The sequence below is a fragment of the Streptomyces endocoffeicus genome, assembly GCF_016741935.1.
GTDB lineage: Bacteria > Actinomycetota > Actinomycetes > Streptomycetales > Streptomycetaceae > Streptomyces > Streptomyces endocoffeicus.
The window spans coordinates 389,977-406,026 of the sequence record NZ_JAERRG010000005.1; the positions used below are offsets into that span (position 1 = coordinate 389,977).

Below are 16,050 nucleotides of genomic sequence, written 5' to 3' on the forward strand. Positions count from 1 at the left end.
CCACACCGTGACCCGAGCCGTCTCACATCCACAGCACGAAAGAGCCACGAGGGTGACCATGAGCCAAGGCCGCGTCGTTCGACCGCTGGGTGCCTGCGAACGGACCATTGACTTCTACATGCACCGCAATCCGCTCCAGTTCTCCCTGGTCGCCGAGATGGACCGCCCGGTGCCGGCGGGCGTGCTGGCTTCGGCGCTGGCCACGCTCCAGGATCGGCATCCCTTGCTCGGGGTCGCGGTCGACCGCGCCGCGCCCGAGGCCGTGTACCGGGTGTCCGAAGGCGCGATCCCCCTCGAAGTGGCCGCCGATGGCACTCCGTGGCAATCCGTCGTCGCCGTCGAGCAGACGCGGCCGATCCCCCCGGCACCGGGGCCCCTGGCGCGCGCCGTGCTCGTCCCACAAGAGCCGGGCTGCGCCATAGTGCTCACCTTCGCGCACCAGATCACCGACGGTGTCGGCGGTCTGCGGGCCCTGCTGGACCTGGTGGCGGCCCTGGACGGGGAGGAGTTGACGCCGCCGGGCGACGTTCCACACGTACAGGAGGACCTCCTCGCCCACCTCGATGGAGCGGCCCACCTCGACGGAGCGGCCCACCTCGGCCGAACGGCGGACGCCGGCGACGCCACGGCCGGCCCGCCCTTGGACGATGACGAGCGCATGGGCGCCGTCGGCGAGCTCACGCCGTTCTCCGGGCGTACACCGCACGTCGACACTCTCGCCCTGGACCGGGGACTGACCACGCGGCTGGTCCGCCGCTGCCGCCAGGAGGGCACGTCCGTGCACGCCGCGCTCTGCGCCGCCGCCACGGTGGTATTCCACCGGCGAGGACGCGAGTTCGTGCGGGTGCTGACCCCGGTGGACCTGCGCCGTGCGGTCGGACTGCCCGACGAGGTGGTGAACCGGTTCACGGGCGTCCGGACGGGAAGCGCCGCGCACGACGCGAAAGACTTCTGGGGGTTCTCCCGCCGTACCCGCGCATCGCTTGCCCTTCAGCGCACACCGGCCGCGCTGCAGGCCGGTGCCGCGGCTCTCGCACAGCATGCCCCATCGAGCCCCGGTGACGCCGAGGCCATGATGTCCGCCGCCACCGCGGCCGACATCCAGATCACCAACCTCGGAGTGGCATACCCGAGCGGGCAGAGCCCGGGTCGGCAGAACCCGAGTCGGCAGAGCCCGAGCGGGCTCTCCGCTCTGTGGGGCCCCGCACAGATCACCCAGCTGCGAGGCGAGCACATTCTCGGTGTCGTCACGGTCGGCGGGCGGCTGCGGATGACAGAGCTCACCCACGATCCTGTCGCCGGGCTCGTCCCGGAGATAGGCGCCGTACTGGCCGAAGCATGCGCCGAATCACCTCACGGATGAGCGTGTCCATCCATGTCACCGATGTCACCGATGTCACCGATGCCACCGATGCCACCGATGCCACCGATATCACCGACGACCACCTCGGCCGCCGCGCGGACCCATGCCGTGAAAGCGGACCGTGAGGATTCCTTGTGTTTCGCGGTGCTGGGGCCGGTCAGGGCGTGGCGTGGGGCACATGAGCTGGATCTGGGTTCGCCGCAGCAACGCGTGGTGCTGGCCGCGTTGCTGCTGCGGCCCGGGCGGCCGGTTACGGTCGCCGAACTGGTGGACGCCGTGTGGGGCGATGAGCCGCCGCCGGCGGCTGTGTCCGTGCTGCGCACCTATGCGTCGCGGCTGCGCAAGGTACTGGAGCCGGGGCGTGACGCCGGTGAGCCCCCGCGGGTGCTGGTCTCGGCCGCGGACGGGTATCTGGCGCGGGTACCGGAAGGTTCGGTGGATCTGGATGTGTTCGAGCAGCGGGTCGCCGAGGCGAAGAAGCTACGGGCGATGGGTGCGATGTCGGCCGCCGCGGATCTGCTGCGGGCCGCGCTCGACGGGTGGGCGGGGACACCGCTGGCCGGTCTTCCCGGTCCGCTGGCCGAGGCCGAGCGTTCCCGGCTGGCCGAGGAGCGGCTGGCCACGCTGGAGACCCGGCTGGATACCGAGGTCCGGCTGGGGCGGCACAGTGAGGTGATCGCCGAGTTGGCCGCGCTGACCGGTGAGCATCCGCTGCGGGAGCGGCTGTGCCGCCTTCTCATGCTGGCGTTGTACCGGTCCGGGCGGCAGGCCGAGGCGCTGGCGGTCTACCGCAGGACGCGCGGCACCCTGGTGGCCGAACTGGGCATCAACCCCAGTGCGTCACTGCAGGAGCTCCACGGCCGCATCCTGACCGCCGACCCCACACTGGACCCCACCCCACCGGAGACGGAGGCCGAGCCGTGGGTGCCGCTGGCCGCCGGGCATATGGTCCGCCCCGCACAGCTACCCGCCGAACTGGCCACCTTCACCGGCCGGCAAGCCGAACTGAGGCAGATCCAGGCCCTGTTACCGGGCGGCGGGACGCCTCCGGCCACGGTGCTGATCAGCGCGATCGGCGGTATGGCGGGCGTCGGCAAGACCACCCTGGCCGTGCACCTGGCCCACCGGCTCGCCCACCGCTACCCCGACGGACAGCTGTACATCAATCTGCGCGGCTTCGACCCGACCGGCTCGGCCATGCCAAGCGGGGAGGCCATCCGCGTCTTCCTCGACGCGCTCGGCGTGCCTTCGCAGCGGATACCCGCCCACCGCGACGTCCAGGCGGCGCTGTACCGCAGCCTGCTCGCCAACCGGCGGATGCTCCTCCTCCTCGACAACGCCCGCGACACCGAACAGGTCCGCCACCTGCTCCCGGCCTCACCCGGCTGCCTGGCCATCGTCACCAGCCGCAACCAGCTCACCGGCCTGATCGTCAACGAGGGGGCGCGTCCGCTGACGCTGAACCCGCTGACGTGGGCCGAGGCTCATGAATTCCTGGTGCGCCGGGTCGGCGCCGCACGCCTGGCGGCGGAACCCGAAGCGACGGACGAGATCATCACACGCTGCGCCCGGCTGCCCCTGGCCCTCGCCATCATCGCCGCCCGCGCCACCGCCCGCCCCGGATTCCCGCTCGAAGCCATCGCCGGGGAGCTGCGCGACAGCCGGGGCAGCCTTGACGCGTTCGCCGGGGGCGAGCCCACCACGGACGTACGAGCCGTCTTCTCCTCGTCGTACGAGGCTCTGTCCGCTCCGGTCGCCCGGCTGTTCCACCTGCTGGACCTCCACCCCGGCCCGGACATCTCCGCACCCGCCGCCGCCGCCCTCGCCGGGCTTCCCCTCCGTGAGACCCGCGGTCTCCTCGCGGAACTCACTCGCGCCCATCTGCTCACCGAACACTCACCGGGCCGCTACACCCTGCACGACCTGCTGCGTGCCTACGCCGCCGAACGCATCGCCACCGAAGAGACACCACAAGAACGGGACCGGGCCACCGAACGGCTCCTGTGCTGGTACCTGCACACCGCCGGCGCCGCCTACTCCCACCTCGCCCCCCACCGCCGCCGGATCCCCCTCCAGCCACCGCCTCCCGGCTGCCGGCCCCTGACCTTCACCAGCCACGACGAAGCCCTCACCTGGTGCGAGGCCGAACGCCCCAACCTCGTCGCCGCGGTGCACCAGGCCGCCGCGTCCTCCCGGCCCCGCCTCGCCTGGCAACTCGCCGCCGCCCTGTGGGGATTCTTCTATCTGCGTGCCCATCTGCACGACTGGCTCGACACCGTCCAGAGCGCACTCGACACCGCCCGTGACACCCACGACCGCGTGGGCGAGGCATGGAGCCTCAACGACCTGGCCGTCGCACTGACCGTGACCCGCCGCTTCGACGAGGCCATCGACCACCTGAAACAGGCGATGACCCTCTGCCGGGAGCTCGGGGACACCCCCGGCAGGTCCCAGGCCATGGGCAACCTGGGCAACACGTATCTCCAGCTCGGCCGACTCGACAAGGCGGCCGAATACATCCGCCGCTCACTCGTCCTCGACCGGGCGCACGGCAGCCCCTGGGGAGAGGGCCTCGCCCTGGCCAAACTGGGCGACATCTACCAGCGGCTCGGCCGCTTCGACGAGGCCATCGACCATCTGGAGCGGTCGCTGACCATCCTGCGCGCCGGCGGCAACCGCTGGGGCGAAGGCGTCACACTCGACATCCTCGGCACCGTCCACCACCGGCTCCACCGCCACGACGACGCGATCCAGCACTACCGTCAGGCCCTCGGAGCGCTCCGGGACATCGGCAACCGCTGGAACGAGGGCGAAACCCTCGACCACCTCGGCGGCACCCTCCTGGCCGCGGGCGACCCGGAAGCGGCCCGCACCAGATGGCGACAGGCCCTGGCGGTCTTCCAGGAGTTCGACCATCCCCGCACCGAGGAGATCCAGGAGAGGCTCCGCCGCCTGGACGAACGTGGGCCGGACTCTTCGGCATAACCTCAGGGTGAGGCCGAAACCTCCGCGCGACCTTCCCGGGCGGCGGAATCCGCGGACCCACCTGTCAATCGAGCGTCAAAGCGATGTGGAACCCCGCTCGTAACACTTCCCCCGAATCGGGAGCACCGAGATCGGCCCCGAGACCTGTACCCCCGCAGGGTCACGGAACAAGGAAGTGCGAACGTGAGCTGGACCAGGATGGGTTCCTCAGGAGCGGTGGGCACCCGGGAACGTGCGCTGCGCACGCTCTACGACGAGCAGGCAGGTGTTCTGTACGCGTACGTGGTGCGTCTTTTGGGGGGTGACCGGCACAGGGCCGAGGACGTGGTGCAGGAGACGCTGCTGCGCTGCTGGCGCAGGCAGGACCTGGACGTCGGCCAGTCGCTGCGGCCGTGGCTGTTCAGAGTGGCCCGCAACCTCGTCATCGACGACTACCGGTCGCGCATGACCCGTCCTCAGGAGGTCAGCGCCGGGACCTGGCTGGACGACGCGCTGACGGGGCCCGACGACGTGGACCGGCTGCTCTCCTCGTTGCTTCTCAAGGAGGCTTTCCAGCAACTGTCCACCAAGCACCGGGAGGTGCTGTACGAGACGTACTACTCGGGCCGATCGACCCGCGAGGCGGGCCAGTTGCTCGGCATCCCGCCGGGGACCGTCAAGTCGCGAACGCACCACGCGGTACGTGCCCTGCGGCTGGCCATGGGCGTCACCGAGCGCGCCGAGGACGAGGCCGTCGACAGGCCCGCGCTGCGGCACTCGTCCGCGGCGTGACGCACAGGGACCGAGGACCCGGGCGAAGCTCAGCGGACGACTTCGGCGAGCCGTCCCACCTCATGGATGTCGGCGAGCGCCGGGATGAAGATGAGCTCGTCGACTTCGAGTTCCGCGTAGGCCCGCACCGCGTCACGCACCGCGTCGGGCCCGGCGCAGATGCCACTGTCGACGATGTCCACGACCTGTTCACCCGAGGCGCCGTAGTAGTGCCGTACGTTGGCCCGTCCCCGCTCGGCATCGCCGAACACGTAGTACGCGATGGCGACAAGCCGCGGGGATCCCTCGCGGCCTGCCTTCTTCCACGCGGATCCGGCCGCGTCGAACATCTGGGCGGCCATTCCCACGGGCACCGACGGGCCGATGTATCCCTCACCCCAGCGCGCCATGCGCTCGAAGGAGGCGGGAGACGAGCCGCCGAACATCAGGGGCACGTCCCGTGTGCCGGTGGGGACCAGGGGATTCGACGCGCCGTCAACGACTTCTCCGCGCCAGACGCTCCGGTAGACCTCGAGGTCGCGGTCGAGTCGCTTGCCCCTGTCGCGTGGCCCCAGCCCGTCCACGAGGAAGTCGTCGGAACGGCCGCCGACGCTGATGCCAAGAGTGAGACGGTCGCCGGACACCGCGTCGATACCGGCCACTTCCTTCGCCAGGAGCACCGCCGGCCACGCCGGCGCGATCATGATATGGCTGATCAGCCCAATCGTGCTGGTGGCGCCGGCCGCGGCGGCGAGTGCGACGGTGTCCATGAGGCCCGGGTACGAGACGCGGCCGATGGATCCGAGCGACGAGAATCCCGCCCGCTCGGCCTGTGATGCCCACGCGGGGATGATCGACGGGCGCATGTCGGGCACCTGATTGGGCAGTCCAATACCAATTTTCATATCCATGACTCCTTACTGCGCGTCAGAAAACGTGGCCGCGGATTTCGGTGCGCACCTGTCACCGAGCGGCGAATACCTTGCGCTGGTAACGCTTCAAGGCGATCGGGCCGACCCTCGACATCACCGTGAATACCGGAGTGGGGACGGCTTCCTTGAACAGGGCGCGCTGCTCGGCGGAGGCATCCCGCAGCAGCATTCCGAACAACACGGGAATCTTCGCGCGGGGAACGTTGCCCAGTCCCTTGTTGCCGACATCGGCCCATTCATCGGCGGTCAGATACCGGTCGATGAGTGGGAGCATCCGCTCCTCCTCGGCTTCGAGGTGCTCGCCGAGCGGTGGAAGCATTCCGTCGATCGTATCGGCGAGCGCGTCGCGGTCCTCCGCTGTCGCCGACGCCCGCCACACGGCGGTCCGCCGTTCCGTGGCCTGGAGCGCCGCATCGACGACCTGGTGTTGTGACCGCATCAATTCGACGATGGGCGCCACGTCCTGTGGCCCCCTGCCTGCCAACTTGGGCCAGCAGTGGTCGTCCTCACTGCGGTGGTGCACATGCAGGAGATCGACCAGCAGAGCGACGTGATCGGCGACGATCCGTGCCCGCGCCCCATCATGCGCCGTAACACGACGGATCAGCGCCGGCAGCGCACCGAACTCACGCCGGAACATGGTGTGAACCGCGTACATGTCCCTGCTGTCCGCAGGCCGCGTGTTCTGCTTTGCCATGGTCTTCCTTACGGTATGCGCGTCAAGGGGCGGGTCTGGGCGGAGTCATCGCGCGGCCTCGAGCACGGAGACCAGGGACGCGGAGGACGACACCTTGACGAATTCCAGACCGGCTCGGTGGAACAGGGCCTCGAATTCCTCGGCGCTGCGTTCCCGTCCGGTCGACAGCGCCATCATGTTCAGATCCATCAGTGGCTCCAGACCCGGCTTGCCGACCTTGTCGATCAGGAGCTCCATCACCAGCACCCGTCCGCCGGGCCGAAGCGCCTCCCGGCAGTTGCGCAGGATCCGTACGCAGGAGTCGTCGTCCCAGTCGTGGAGGACGAATTTCAGCAGGTGCAGATCGCCGGACGGCACCTGGTCGAAGAAGTCGCCGCCCACGAAGCTGAACCGGTCCGTGACGCCGAGACTCTTGGCGGAGGCATCCGCCTCGGTGCCCGCGTGCGGAAGGTCGAGCACCATCCCGGTCAGTCCCGGATGCCGCCGCATCAGGGTCTGGACGAGGTTTCCGCCGGCGCCCCCGACATCCACGGCGACCTCGGCATCCTTGATGTCGATCACATCGGCCAGCTGATGGGCCAGGTTGTGAGTCATGGCAGTCATGGAGTTGGTGAAGACCTCTGCCTCCCCGGGCCGGGTGGCGAGCCAGTCGAAGAACGGCGCGCCGAGGGCGGCCCGTGCCGGGGTGGTGCCGGTGCGTATCGCGTCGGCCAGCCGCCCCCAGGGCAGCCAGTGCGATTCGGCACCACCCCACAGCGCCAGATCACGCAGGGAGTCGGGGTTGTCGGTACGCAAGGTGCCGAGCAGGGACGTGCTCTCGAACCTTTCCCCGTCCGTCGACGTCGCCAGCCCGAGCGAGGCACACGCCCGCAGGAACCGGAACGTCGCGTCGGGGTCCAGCGACTCCGACGCGGCCACCTCGGCCGCGGTGGCCCCACCCGGGTGGAGATGGTCGGCGATGCGCAACTCGGCCGCGGTCCGCACCACCTGGGTGACCCAGTAGCCGGTCATCATCTGCATCATCCGTCCCGTGTCGCCCACAGGTGGACTTGCGGAACCAGCCGCAACGAATGGATGTTCGAAAAGTGCCATGTGATTCCCCTCGACCCGGAAGTGGTGTGAGTCCGGAGAGCCCCGGGGCGGACGGTGGCCCACGGCATCTCTCCCTGAGCCGCTCCATTGCGCGGAGCGGCCATATGCAGAGAACGAACGGATGGACACCGGGAGCGGTTCAATGACGCCGCTGGGGCCGCGCTCAGCAGACCCCAACGGCCTGCCGCGGCGAGGGCGAGGGCGAGGGCGAGGGCGAGGGCCCACCGCCACGGCGCCGAAAGGCGGGTGGTTCACGGGATTCCGTATGACCCACGTCACCGCTCGTTGCGGGGCGCTCCACGGGGCGGACCAGCACCGGCGAGATGGCTGCCACCGTCACTACTGAACCTTGTCGCCATGCCCTACGTGTCACTGACAGGTGGGTTCCGGGCATGCCCGGGGCCGCGCCGCACAGGCAGCTCGCCGACGCCGCGTCTTCTGCGGCGGGCGAGAACCGTCGGCAAGAAGGACATCGACATGAACAAGCGCATACGGGCTGGAGTGATCGCGGCTGTCGCCGCGACAGCAACGCTGGTGGGCGTCGCCACGGCCGAGGCGACACCGAGTGGTCCCGGTGTGACCGGCAAGATCATTTCGCAGACAACGGTGGGCGGCAAGGACTACATCTTGCGCCAGATAACCATCCCCGCCGGTCAGAGCACCGGCTGGCACTTCCATGACGGCACTCTGTACGGCTACGTCGAGCAGGGAACGCTCAGCCACTTCGACTCCACTTGCGAGTCCGACGGCACCTACGAGTCGGGCAGTTCGTTGACTGAACCCTCCGGTTCCCAGCAAGTGCACATCGGGCGCAACCTCGGTACCACGCCGGTCGTCCTGAACGTGCTGTATGTCCTCCCTCATGGTGCACCACTGTCGGAGGACGCCCCCAACCCTGGCTGCGACTTCCAGTAGCCAAACGGTTTCGGGCGCGCGCGGCTGAGCTCTGAGCTTCATCAGCTTCTCTCGACGGGCCGCAGTCTCCGCCGGACCGCCCCCTCCCATGACGCGGCTTCCAACTCCGCACAGGCCCAGACGACTTCCGCTCGTTGCCCCCTGGCGGAGCCTTCCACGGCGATCCGCACTCGCCGTGTGTGTTCCTCCTCCACCCGCACGGCGGTGCGATGACGGATCCAGGTTCGCAGCAGCGTGACGATGGCGGTCAGCGCGGTGAGTGCGGCAAGCAAAGCGGGGTGCGGGGCGTCCAGCGTTCCCATGGCGAACTCCCGGAGTACGAGGTGGTGGCCGGTTGGCGATACCTCAACTCTCCAATCAGGCACGGATTTCCATCTAGGCTGGAGAAACTCCGGGAAACCGGATCGCTGACGCAGTGGGGGACTGATGGCCGGAGGACGCCCACCGAAGGACGGCGGGCAGAAGCGCTACCCAGAACTCGAAGAGTTAGCTGCCTGGTTCCGCCAGGCGATGACTGACGCGGGGTACGAGAGCCCAAACGCGGTCGTCCGCGCGGAGATCGCCCACAAGAACGTTGTGTACGGCATTCACGGTGCCTCCAGGTTCCTCAAGTTAGAAGTCGTCCGGGCGCTGGCCGTCGGATTGCGGCGTGATCCTGCTGAGGTCGTGCCGTTGTGGACCAAGGCCAAGGAAGCAGTGGACCGGGCCGCCGCGGCCCGCCGCGCCGCCGAGACGCCCCACCTCACCTCCTGGGCAGAGTTACCCCTGCCGGATCTCGCTCTGCGTAATCTGATGGATGCGCAGAGCAGAGCCGTTGAGCGGCTGCCGTACGACAAGCTCGGGGTCGAGGAGCCACCGCTGTCCGCGGTGTACGTACGACAGCGGATACGCACCTCAATCCACACGGGAGACAGCTCCAACCGTGGGGGCGTACGGGCGGACGATGACAGCGCACAGCGGATGACGGACGCCGGGGGCAACGACGGCCAAGTCCTCGATTCCCTACTGCCCGTGCCGGACGCGCTGGCACGGCATGAGCACCTACTGATCACGGGAGAGCCAGGTGCGGGCAAGTCCACGCTCTCCAGCCAGGTGGCGTGGGCCCTCTCCAGGATCTGGCTGGGCCAGGACAGCAGCCTTGACGCACCGATCTCCGAACCCGTCATCCCGATCCGTATCGCGGCACGGACCCTCGTCGACCAGAGCGGCTCGTGGAGCGGAGCGCTTGGCCAGGCGGCACGCCGCAGCCTCGGCGGCAGCCTTGTCGCGGACCCCGATCCGGGCCTGTTCGGCGGTCGGGTGCAGGGCGCGCGGTGGCTGGTCATGGTGGACGGACTCGACGAGATAGCCGATCGCGACACACGTTCGGACGTCATACGCACCATCGCCCAACACGCACGTGCCGGCAGCGACTACCGGTTCATGGTAACCAGCCGTCCGCTTCCCGAGGGTGAACTCGCACCACTGCGTAGTCCGCTCATCGGCGCCTATGGCATGGAGCCTTTCGACGCAGCTGAGCTGCGGGACTTCGCAGGCAAGTGGTTCGCGGCGCAGTACGAGGACAACAAGGAACGAGCCCTGGCCGCGGCCGATCGCTTCCTGAAGGAGACTGAGGACGGCCGCCTGCGCGAACTCGTGCGCAACCCCCTACTCGCCACGATCGCCGCCGTGAACGCCACCGTCGACTGGTCCCGCCCCCTGCCCACCAGCCGTCTCAGTCTCTACCAGCGTTTCTGCGAACACCTGTTGACGCGCGGGGCGAGCGCCGCGACAGTCCGCACCGAGCTGAACCGGCGCTATCGCGATGATCCCGAACGGTGCTCGTTTCACCTGTGGCTCGACCAGCACAAGGCTGAGATTTTGGGCGCACTGGGCAAGTGCCGCCTCAATGGTGAGGAGCTCTTGTCGGAGGCGGCTCTGAATTGGGTGCGGGAACACTCCCAAGAGCAGCGTCTGCTGGCGGGCTGGGAGGCAGATGTCCGAGAGTTTCTCCAGGGAACGGGCCTACTGGTAACCGAAGAAGGGGACTATAGGTTCCTGCATTATTCTTTCGCGGAATTCATTGCCGCACAGTCGTACGCGCTGGAGATCCCGCCGGATTTCTCGGACGTCGAGGAATGGATTCGACGGGCCTTTAAAGACGACGAGCGAACCTTCGCGATTTTTCTCTTTTGCATGTGGTCCGAGCGCAAGGAGTGCGAGGCAGACCGCATCGCGAACCACCTGTTACATGGCGCATCAGGAGGGTATGATCGGCCGTTGCTGGCGGGGTTATTACTGGCCGAAGGCGTTCCCTTCGGAGAGGTGAATCGTGCACTGATACTCGATCGCCTTGAAGCCATCGCGCGCAACGAGGAAGACGATGAATGCGAGAAGGCATGTGAGGTGCTAGGGGCTCTGGGTGGGCAGCCAGGCGTTCTCCAGCGACTGGAACGCATGGCCGCATCGGAGATACTGGAACCCATGCTGCGACTCCATGCGGTTCAGGCGTTCAGCCAGGCGGGCGACGCAGATGCGGCAGAACAGCTACTCGGCTCGCTGCTGGATTCTATATACGGAGCGATCCATCGGGCTGCACACGTAGCCTGCTCAATTGGCGAGGGCGCACGCGAGAAAGTGCATCGGCGGGCCCAGGCTCTCGCAGAGAATCCAACGACAACCATCTACGTGCTGTCGCGGGCGGCCGTTGCTCTTGAGCATCTTGAACATCCACACGAAGCGGCGGAAGTTGCCCGCAAAGTGTTAGAGAGCCCCCAAGCCAAAGCGGCCGATCTGAAGCGAGCCGTGGAATCCTGGATAAAAGCGCGCCCTGCAGAGGTGGAAATTGTCGCGCAACTGGCACTCAGCCGCCCACCATTTGATCAACGGGGGAGGGCAACCGTCGCCGAGGTACTGGAAAAACTCGGCGAGCCGGAGACGGCTGCGTGCATCGCGGGCGAGGTGCTTGGATCGAATACGCCCGACGCCGTGGCCTTGCGATCGGCAGTTCGCACATGGACCAATGTGCGGGGTCCAGAGGGCCGTTCCACGGTGATGGCGGCATTTGCGAACAGCAGCGCGGACTTGGGGCATGACCTGGACACTCCAGCGGCTCTCCTGGAGTCTGTAGCCGCGTTCTCGGAGGGAACGGAGATCGCCGACTGGGCCCACAACGTACTTGGCGCACACCGTTGGGGCACCTTCGAGGGCGGTAGCGTGGTGTCCGCCTGGCTGGCGGCCGAGGGCACAACCAGGGTCGGGGCGGTCATGGAGAGGATAGGCCGGGGCCGATACCTTGAGGGTTACGCAAGGGCTGAAACCGCAGAGACATTCCTTAATTCAGGGGCACGGCAGGAGGCAGGAGAACTTGCCGAGAGAGCTCTGCGCACTCCCAATCTCTCCCGTGCTCGATACCAGCAGGCGGCCAGCGTGCTGCTCAAAATTGAGGGCCACCACGCGGCAATCCAGATGGAGAACATCTGGGAAAGTTCATCCGGTTTGGACGTAAACAGCTCCTGGCTGGCCGGCGTCTTAGACGCATGCTCCGACCAAAGTGCAGAATCTGCCCTCTCGGATGCCGCAGTCTGTCGCCTCGCACGGGAACTCATCGGGCTCGGAGCCGTAAAGAACGAAGACGTCGTCCTTGCGCTAGGGGCGCTCGTATTAGTCGGCGGACGTGAATTTTTTCCGTACATCCTGGAGACAACGAAAACGCATTCCGGACTCTCCTGGACGGACAAATGCAATATCGCTCAAGGGTTGGCCGCGCTCGGAGAGCGTGCTTACGCCCTGGAGTTGTGGCGGCATCTCATCAGCCTTCCCTGTCCACCGGAAAAGGTGGAGCTCCGGCTGATGATGGATCTGCAATCAGCCGAGGCAACCAAGGAAGCCGCAGGCTGGATGCGCGAGCTAATCGAAGACCCGAATACCCATTCTCCACGCCGTCTCCGACTCGGCCAGTTACTCGCTTGGCTGGCTGCGGCAGATCCCCAGCTCACTGAGGGCCCGGACGGGCCTTTATCGACTCCCCAGGAATGAGCCACGTCCCGCACGCTGATCGGCCTTGCCATTCCCCATACGCAAGTCGCGGGGCTGCGATCAGCTGGCTCAGGCTGGGGGTGAGCGCCAGGAATACGCCGCAGCGCAGCCGTACGGCGTTGAGAACGGACGCCAGTGCCACGGCGACCAGGACCGCGGCGAGCCTCGCGAAGGGGGCGATGAAGGCGGCGAAGCTTTCGGGGGGCTCTGTCACGAAGCCGTTCAACGCCCAGCAGCAGACTGCCAGGACCGGGATCCCGCCGGCGCACAGAGCAAGCATGGTGTTGGCCGCATCGTCGAGCAGCGGACGCGGAGCAGGGCGCACCGGCACCGGTCTGCCCAGCTCCTCCAACCACTCTCTCCGCGCTTCCCGGGCTTCGCGCTCTCCGATGTCCTCGGGCCTGTCACGGGCCAATTCCCCCAGCGCCCGGACAGCCGCGCATACACCTCCGACCGACAGGCCCAGAAGGAGAGGCCGTTCCAAGCCGAGGATCCCGTGGGCCACTACTGCCGCGGTGACGGCTGCGGGAGCTCCCCACACGGCTGCGGTGCAGAACGCATCGCGGAGCGGAGGGCGCGCGTAGGTGGGCCGGAGCCGTGCCCAGCCCGCGGCGAATATGACCCCCACCGTGCCCATGAACAACCCCGTGGCGCCGGTGAGGAGCGAATCGTCGCTGCCCAGTTGGGTGATGTGCCAGATCGCGAAGACCGGCATCCACACGATCCCGTGCGTGACCGCTATTGCCAGGAGCCAGCAGACGGGGGGCTCCTCCAAGGCCTCGGTCCTGGTGGCGAACCCCGCGCCGATGCCCACCCCGAGACCTGCCGCAGCGCAGAGGACGCAGAGGAACAGCGCCCGCGTCCCCAGCGGAACTCCGCTTCCGGGAGAAGGTTTTGGGCAACGCAGTACAGCGGTTCGACTCTCGGCGCGAGTTCGGGAGTGACCACGGGTGGAAACCGGAAGGGTCTTCACCCGTGAGAACGGCTAACCGCTCCACCCCGTTAATGTCACGAGGCGGTTCATCGAGCTGTATGGAGGAGATCGGCCTCCCGCCGGTCCCGGCTCCACGACCTCCGTCATTCATGGTGCCGCGACTCTGGCTCACGCGGCCGGTGCCGACCTGAAGGACATCCAGGAGATGCTCGGCCACTCCTCGATCACCATCACGCCGGACGCGTACACGAGCCTGCTCCCCGAGGCGGACCTGGCGATGGCCGAGACTGCGGCCCGGCTCGTGGCGCGCGCACTCGCCGCCTCCGAGGACACCGCTTCCGACGCGGAGTCGAAGGCCGACGGCACGGAGAAGTCCGGCGCGGAGGCAGTGTCGGATGATGCTGATCCATTGGGAGATTTTCGGGAGATCTACCCCCCGTCCGCTCACGCACCGCTCACGCAAACGGCCCCGGACGCGGAGTCCGAGGCCGAACAGGGCGCCTCCCTGAGGGAGAAACTCCAGGTCAGCGACTTAACGCATGGTGCCCCCGGCAGGATTCGAACCTGCGACACCCGCTTTAGGAGTTTTCCCTGAGCGCAGCTGTGACCTGCGAAAACGTCGACTGTGTGGCCCCTGGTCTGGGAAAACACCCCTCCGTAGTTCTCACGTGTTCGCGGGGTTTCCTGGCCTCATGTGTGCTGAATCCGTTCCGCGTGGGGACCGATTTGACGGCATGGAGTCCAGGCTTGGTTCGGTGGTCGCATTACGGATCCACTCTGTCGGCTAGGTCGGGCCAACAAACCAGCGTTCGGGTGCGGAGACGGCTCTTCGGTCGGATGCCTAGCCCTGCGGGGTGCCCAGGCGTGAGCCCCGTGCCGGCGCTCGTGAGCCTGTTCCGTGGACCGGATCAGACCCACGAGCTGCGCCCGTGAAAGGGCAGAGTGACGCCTGTGCTTACGTTTAACGTGGACTAATCGCGCAGCAGGCGCATAGCCAGTACGGAACCGTCCGGATGGATGGAGACGGGACCGTTCCAGCGTGGGGCCCAGATGCCGCGTGGCCATGTGGACCGGCGGGCGTAGATTTCCCGGCGGTACTGTTCCACCCGTCCTTCCTCAAGGTGACGGAAGAGATCTTCCGCGACTCCGGAGAACGCCTCGACTCGCTTCCGGTTGAGCCGGAAGACATGGTCGGTGCCGACGAAGTCGATGCCGAAGAACCGATGCCGTGCGTCCTGGACGCTGTCCGTGGCCGCATGGGTCAACCTTGCGAAGTGTCGTTGCCCTTGCCGTTTCGTCAGGTACTGGACGGTCGCACTTGTGTCTCCAGCGAAGGCCGTAAGGCCGGCTGCGGCTGTGTGGGCAAGCACGTGTTGAAACCACCCGTACAGTTCGGGACTCACGTGATAGCCGGGTTCGGGCTCCGCGGGCTTGTCGTTTTGCGAGGGTGGCTGGATGCCGGGATACACGTTTTCGTCTTCCAACGGGTGATCAAGAACGCGCTCCGGAGCGTCCAGCCAACCTCCCTCTCCACCCGCCTCCAGGGTGTGAACCGCCAGCGGGCCGTCGAGTGGGAGTTCTGTGCTGAACACCAGACACGGTGTCTCGTCCCACGCCCCGATGTGCACTGCCTCCACGTGGGCGGAAGCCGAGGCAAGCTGAGTGTGAGAGGCGGAGAGCCCGCTGTGGTTGCCCTTACAAGCGATCGGGAAGACGCGAGAGGGCTCGCCGGGCCTCCATACTTCGGCGAAGAACTGCGGTCGGTATCGGTAACCCGACTTTGGACCGGAGTCCCTGCTGGTTAAGGCCCACCCTGCGCGCAGAGCTGTGTCAGCCGGCACGATCGAGACGAAGTGGTTTGGATAGCGCCTACTCAGGAGCCGTGTAGCGAGAGCCAGCGCGAATCCGGTGCCGAGTTCTCCCGACTGAAGCGCCTTGTAGTACTCCGCGGTCTCCTTGCCCTCGGCGGAGAGCGCCATGAAGGAGTCCGCGTTCCCGGTCAGAGCTTGGTTGTACTTCAGGCAGCCCCAGTGCTCGGCGAGGCCGCGTCCCGCTCCGCGTCGTGCCAAGGTGATTGCCCGTCCAAAAGAGTGCAGCACATCCCAGGGCGTGAGTTGTGCGAGTCGGCCGAGATCCTTTGCGGGTATCGGGTCCAGCCCAGGCTTCCGGCGAAGCCGGTCGAGCTCCTTCTCCTCTCTCTGCTTGTCGTCGTCCGCCGCCGCGATGCTCACGTCCCCGGCCAGTTCCGTGTTCGAGTGGACCGCGACGTTGGACGGCTCCGCAAGGTCCCTCAGCACTTCTGCCGTGATCTTCAATCTGCTCCCCCTCGTGATCCGATGTGCCTGGATTGAGCACTTGTGGCCCG

Annotated in this window: 13 protein-coding genes; 7 read left to right on the forward strand and 6 right to left on the reverse strand. The window is 67.3% G+C overall.

The features are described from left to right. The first annotated feature begins 58 nt into the window (after nucleotides 1–58). The 4 genes from JK364_RS16620 (at nucleotide 59) to JK364_RS16630 (ending at nucleotide 5,119) form a co-directional block, all read left to right on the forward strand. Nucleotides 59–1,363: a phthiocerol/phthiodiolone dimycocerosyl transferase family protein gene (locus JK364_RS16620; RefSeq protein ID WP_201851909.1), complete on the forward strand. Its 1,305-nt coding sequence runs from the start codon at nucleotides 59–61 to the stop codon at nucleotides 1,361–1,363. Next, complete coding sequence (locus tag JK364_RS57010) at nucleotides 1,360–1,488, forward strand: hypothetical protein (RefSeq protein ID WP_269146252.1); 129 nt, start codon at nucleotides 1,360–1,362, stop codon at nucleotides 1,486–1,488. Before JK364_RS16620 ends, JK364_RS57010 begins: the two co-directional genes overlap by 4 nt. After that, complete coding sequence (locus tag JK364_RS16625; RefSeq protein WP_307841301.1) at nucleotides 1,472–4,348, forward strand: AfsR/SARP family transcriptional regulator; 2,877 nt, start codon at nucleotides 1,472–1,474, stop codon at nucleotides 4,346–4,348. The genes JK364_RS57010 and JK364_RS16625 overlap by 17 nt, the downstream gene beginning before the upstream one ends. Nucleotides 4,349–4,531: 183 nt before the next feature. After that, nucleotides 4,532–5,119: a sigma-70 family RNA polymerase sigma factor gene (locus tag JK364_RS16630; RefSeq protein ID WP_307841302.1), complete on the forward strand. Its 588-nt coding sequence runs from the start codon at nucleotides 4,532–4,534 to the stop codon at nucleotides 5,117–5,119. Nucleotides 5,120–5,148: 29 nt separating this feature from the next. Here the strand turns inward: JK364_RS16630 and JK364_RS16635 are convergent, their stop codons facing one another. The 3 genes from JK364_RS16635 to JK364_RS16645 are packed head-to-tail and all read right to left on the reverse strand — an operon-like array spanning nucleotide 5,149 to nucleotide 7,768. Then, complete coding sequence (locus JK364_RS16635) at nucleotides 5,149–6,003, reverse strand: LLM class flavin-dependent oxidoreductase (protein ID WP_201851841.1); 855 nt, start codon at nucleotides 6,001–6,003, stop codon at nucleotides 5,149–5,151. 58 nt (nucleotides 6,004–6,061) lie between these two features. Next, nucleotides 6,062–6,727 (reverse strand): hemerythrin domain-containing protein, encoded by a 666-nt coding sequence (locus JK364_RS16640; RefSeq protein ID WP_201851842.1) that lies wholly within the window; start codon nucleotides 6,725–6,727, stop codon nucleotides 6,062–6,064. Nucleotides 6,728–6,772: 45 nt separating this feature from the next. Continuing rightward, nucleotides 6,773–7,768 (reverse strand): methyltransferase, encoded by a 996-nt coding sequence (locus JK364_RS16645; RefSeq protein ID WP_307841303.1) that lies wholly within the window; start codon nucleotides 7,766–7,768, stop codon nucleotides 6,773–6,775. Nucleotides 7,769–8,296: 528 nt separating this feature from the next. Here JK364_RS16645 and JK364_RS16650 point away from each other — a divergent pair. After that, nucleotides 8,297–8,734, forward strand: a complete 438-nt coding sequence (locus JK364_RS16650) for a cupin domain-containing protein (protein ID WP_201851844.1) — start codon at nucleotides 8,297–8,299, stop codon at nucleotides 8,732–8,734. Between the two features lie 41 nt (nucleotides 8,735–8,775). On the opposite strand, the gene JK364_RS16655 is transcribed toward JK364_RS16650, so the two are convergent. Continuing rightward, a complete protein-coding gene (locus tag JK364_RS16655) occupies nucleotides 8,776–9,036 on the reverse strand; it encodes a hypothetical protein (RefSeq protein ID WP_201851845.1) in 261 nt (86 codons plus the stop codon). A 124-nt stretch (nucleotides 9,037–9,160) separates the two neighbouring features. On the opposite strand from JK364_RS16655, the gene JK364_RS16660 reads away from it, so the two are divergent. Next, nucleotides 9,161–12,751, forward strand: a complete 3,591-nt coding sequence (locus JK364_RS16660) for an NACHT domain-containing protein (protein ID WP_201851846.1) — start codon at nucleotides 9,161–9,163, stop codon at nucleotides 12,749–12,751. Here JK364_RS16660 and JK364_RS16665 read toward each other — a convergent pair. After that, nucleotides 12,708–13,466 carry a hypothetical protein gene (locus JK364_RS16665; RefSeq protein WP_201851847.1) on the reverse strand — a complete coding sequence of 253 codons (759 nt, stop codon included), beginning with the start codon at nucleotides 13,464–13,466 and terminating at the stop codon, nucleotides 12,708–12,710. The genes JK364_RS16660 and JK364_RS16665 overlap by 44 nt on opposite strands. A 424-nt stretch (nucleotides 13,467–13,890) precedes the next feature. Between JK364_RS16665 and JK364_RS55300 the strand changes: the two genes are divergently transcribed. Then, nucleotides 13,891–14,280, forward strand: a complete 390-nt coding sequence (locus JK364_RS55300; protein ID WP_230992010.1) for a hypothetical protein — start codon at nucleotides 13,891–13,893, stop codon at nucleotides 14,278–14,280. A 376-nt stretch (nucleotides 14,281–14,656) separates the two neighbouring features. Here the strand turns inward: JK364_RS55300 and JK364_RS16675 are convergent, their stop codons facing one another. Then, nucleotides 14,657–16,000, reverse strand: coding sequence for a hypothetical protein (locus JK364_RS16675; RefSeq protein ID WP_201851848.1), 1,344 nt, complete (start codon nucleotides 15,998–16,000; stop codon nucleotides 14,657–14,659). Between the last annotated feature and the right edge of the window lie 50 nt (nucleotides 16,001–16,050).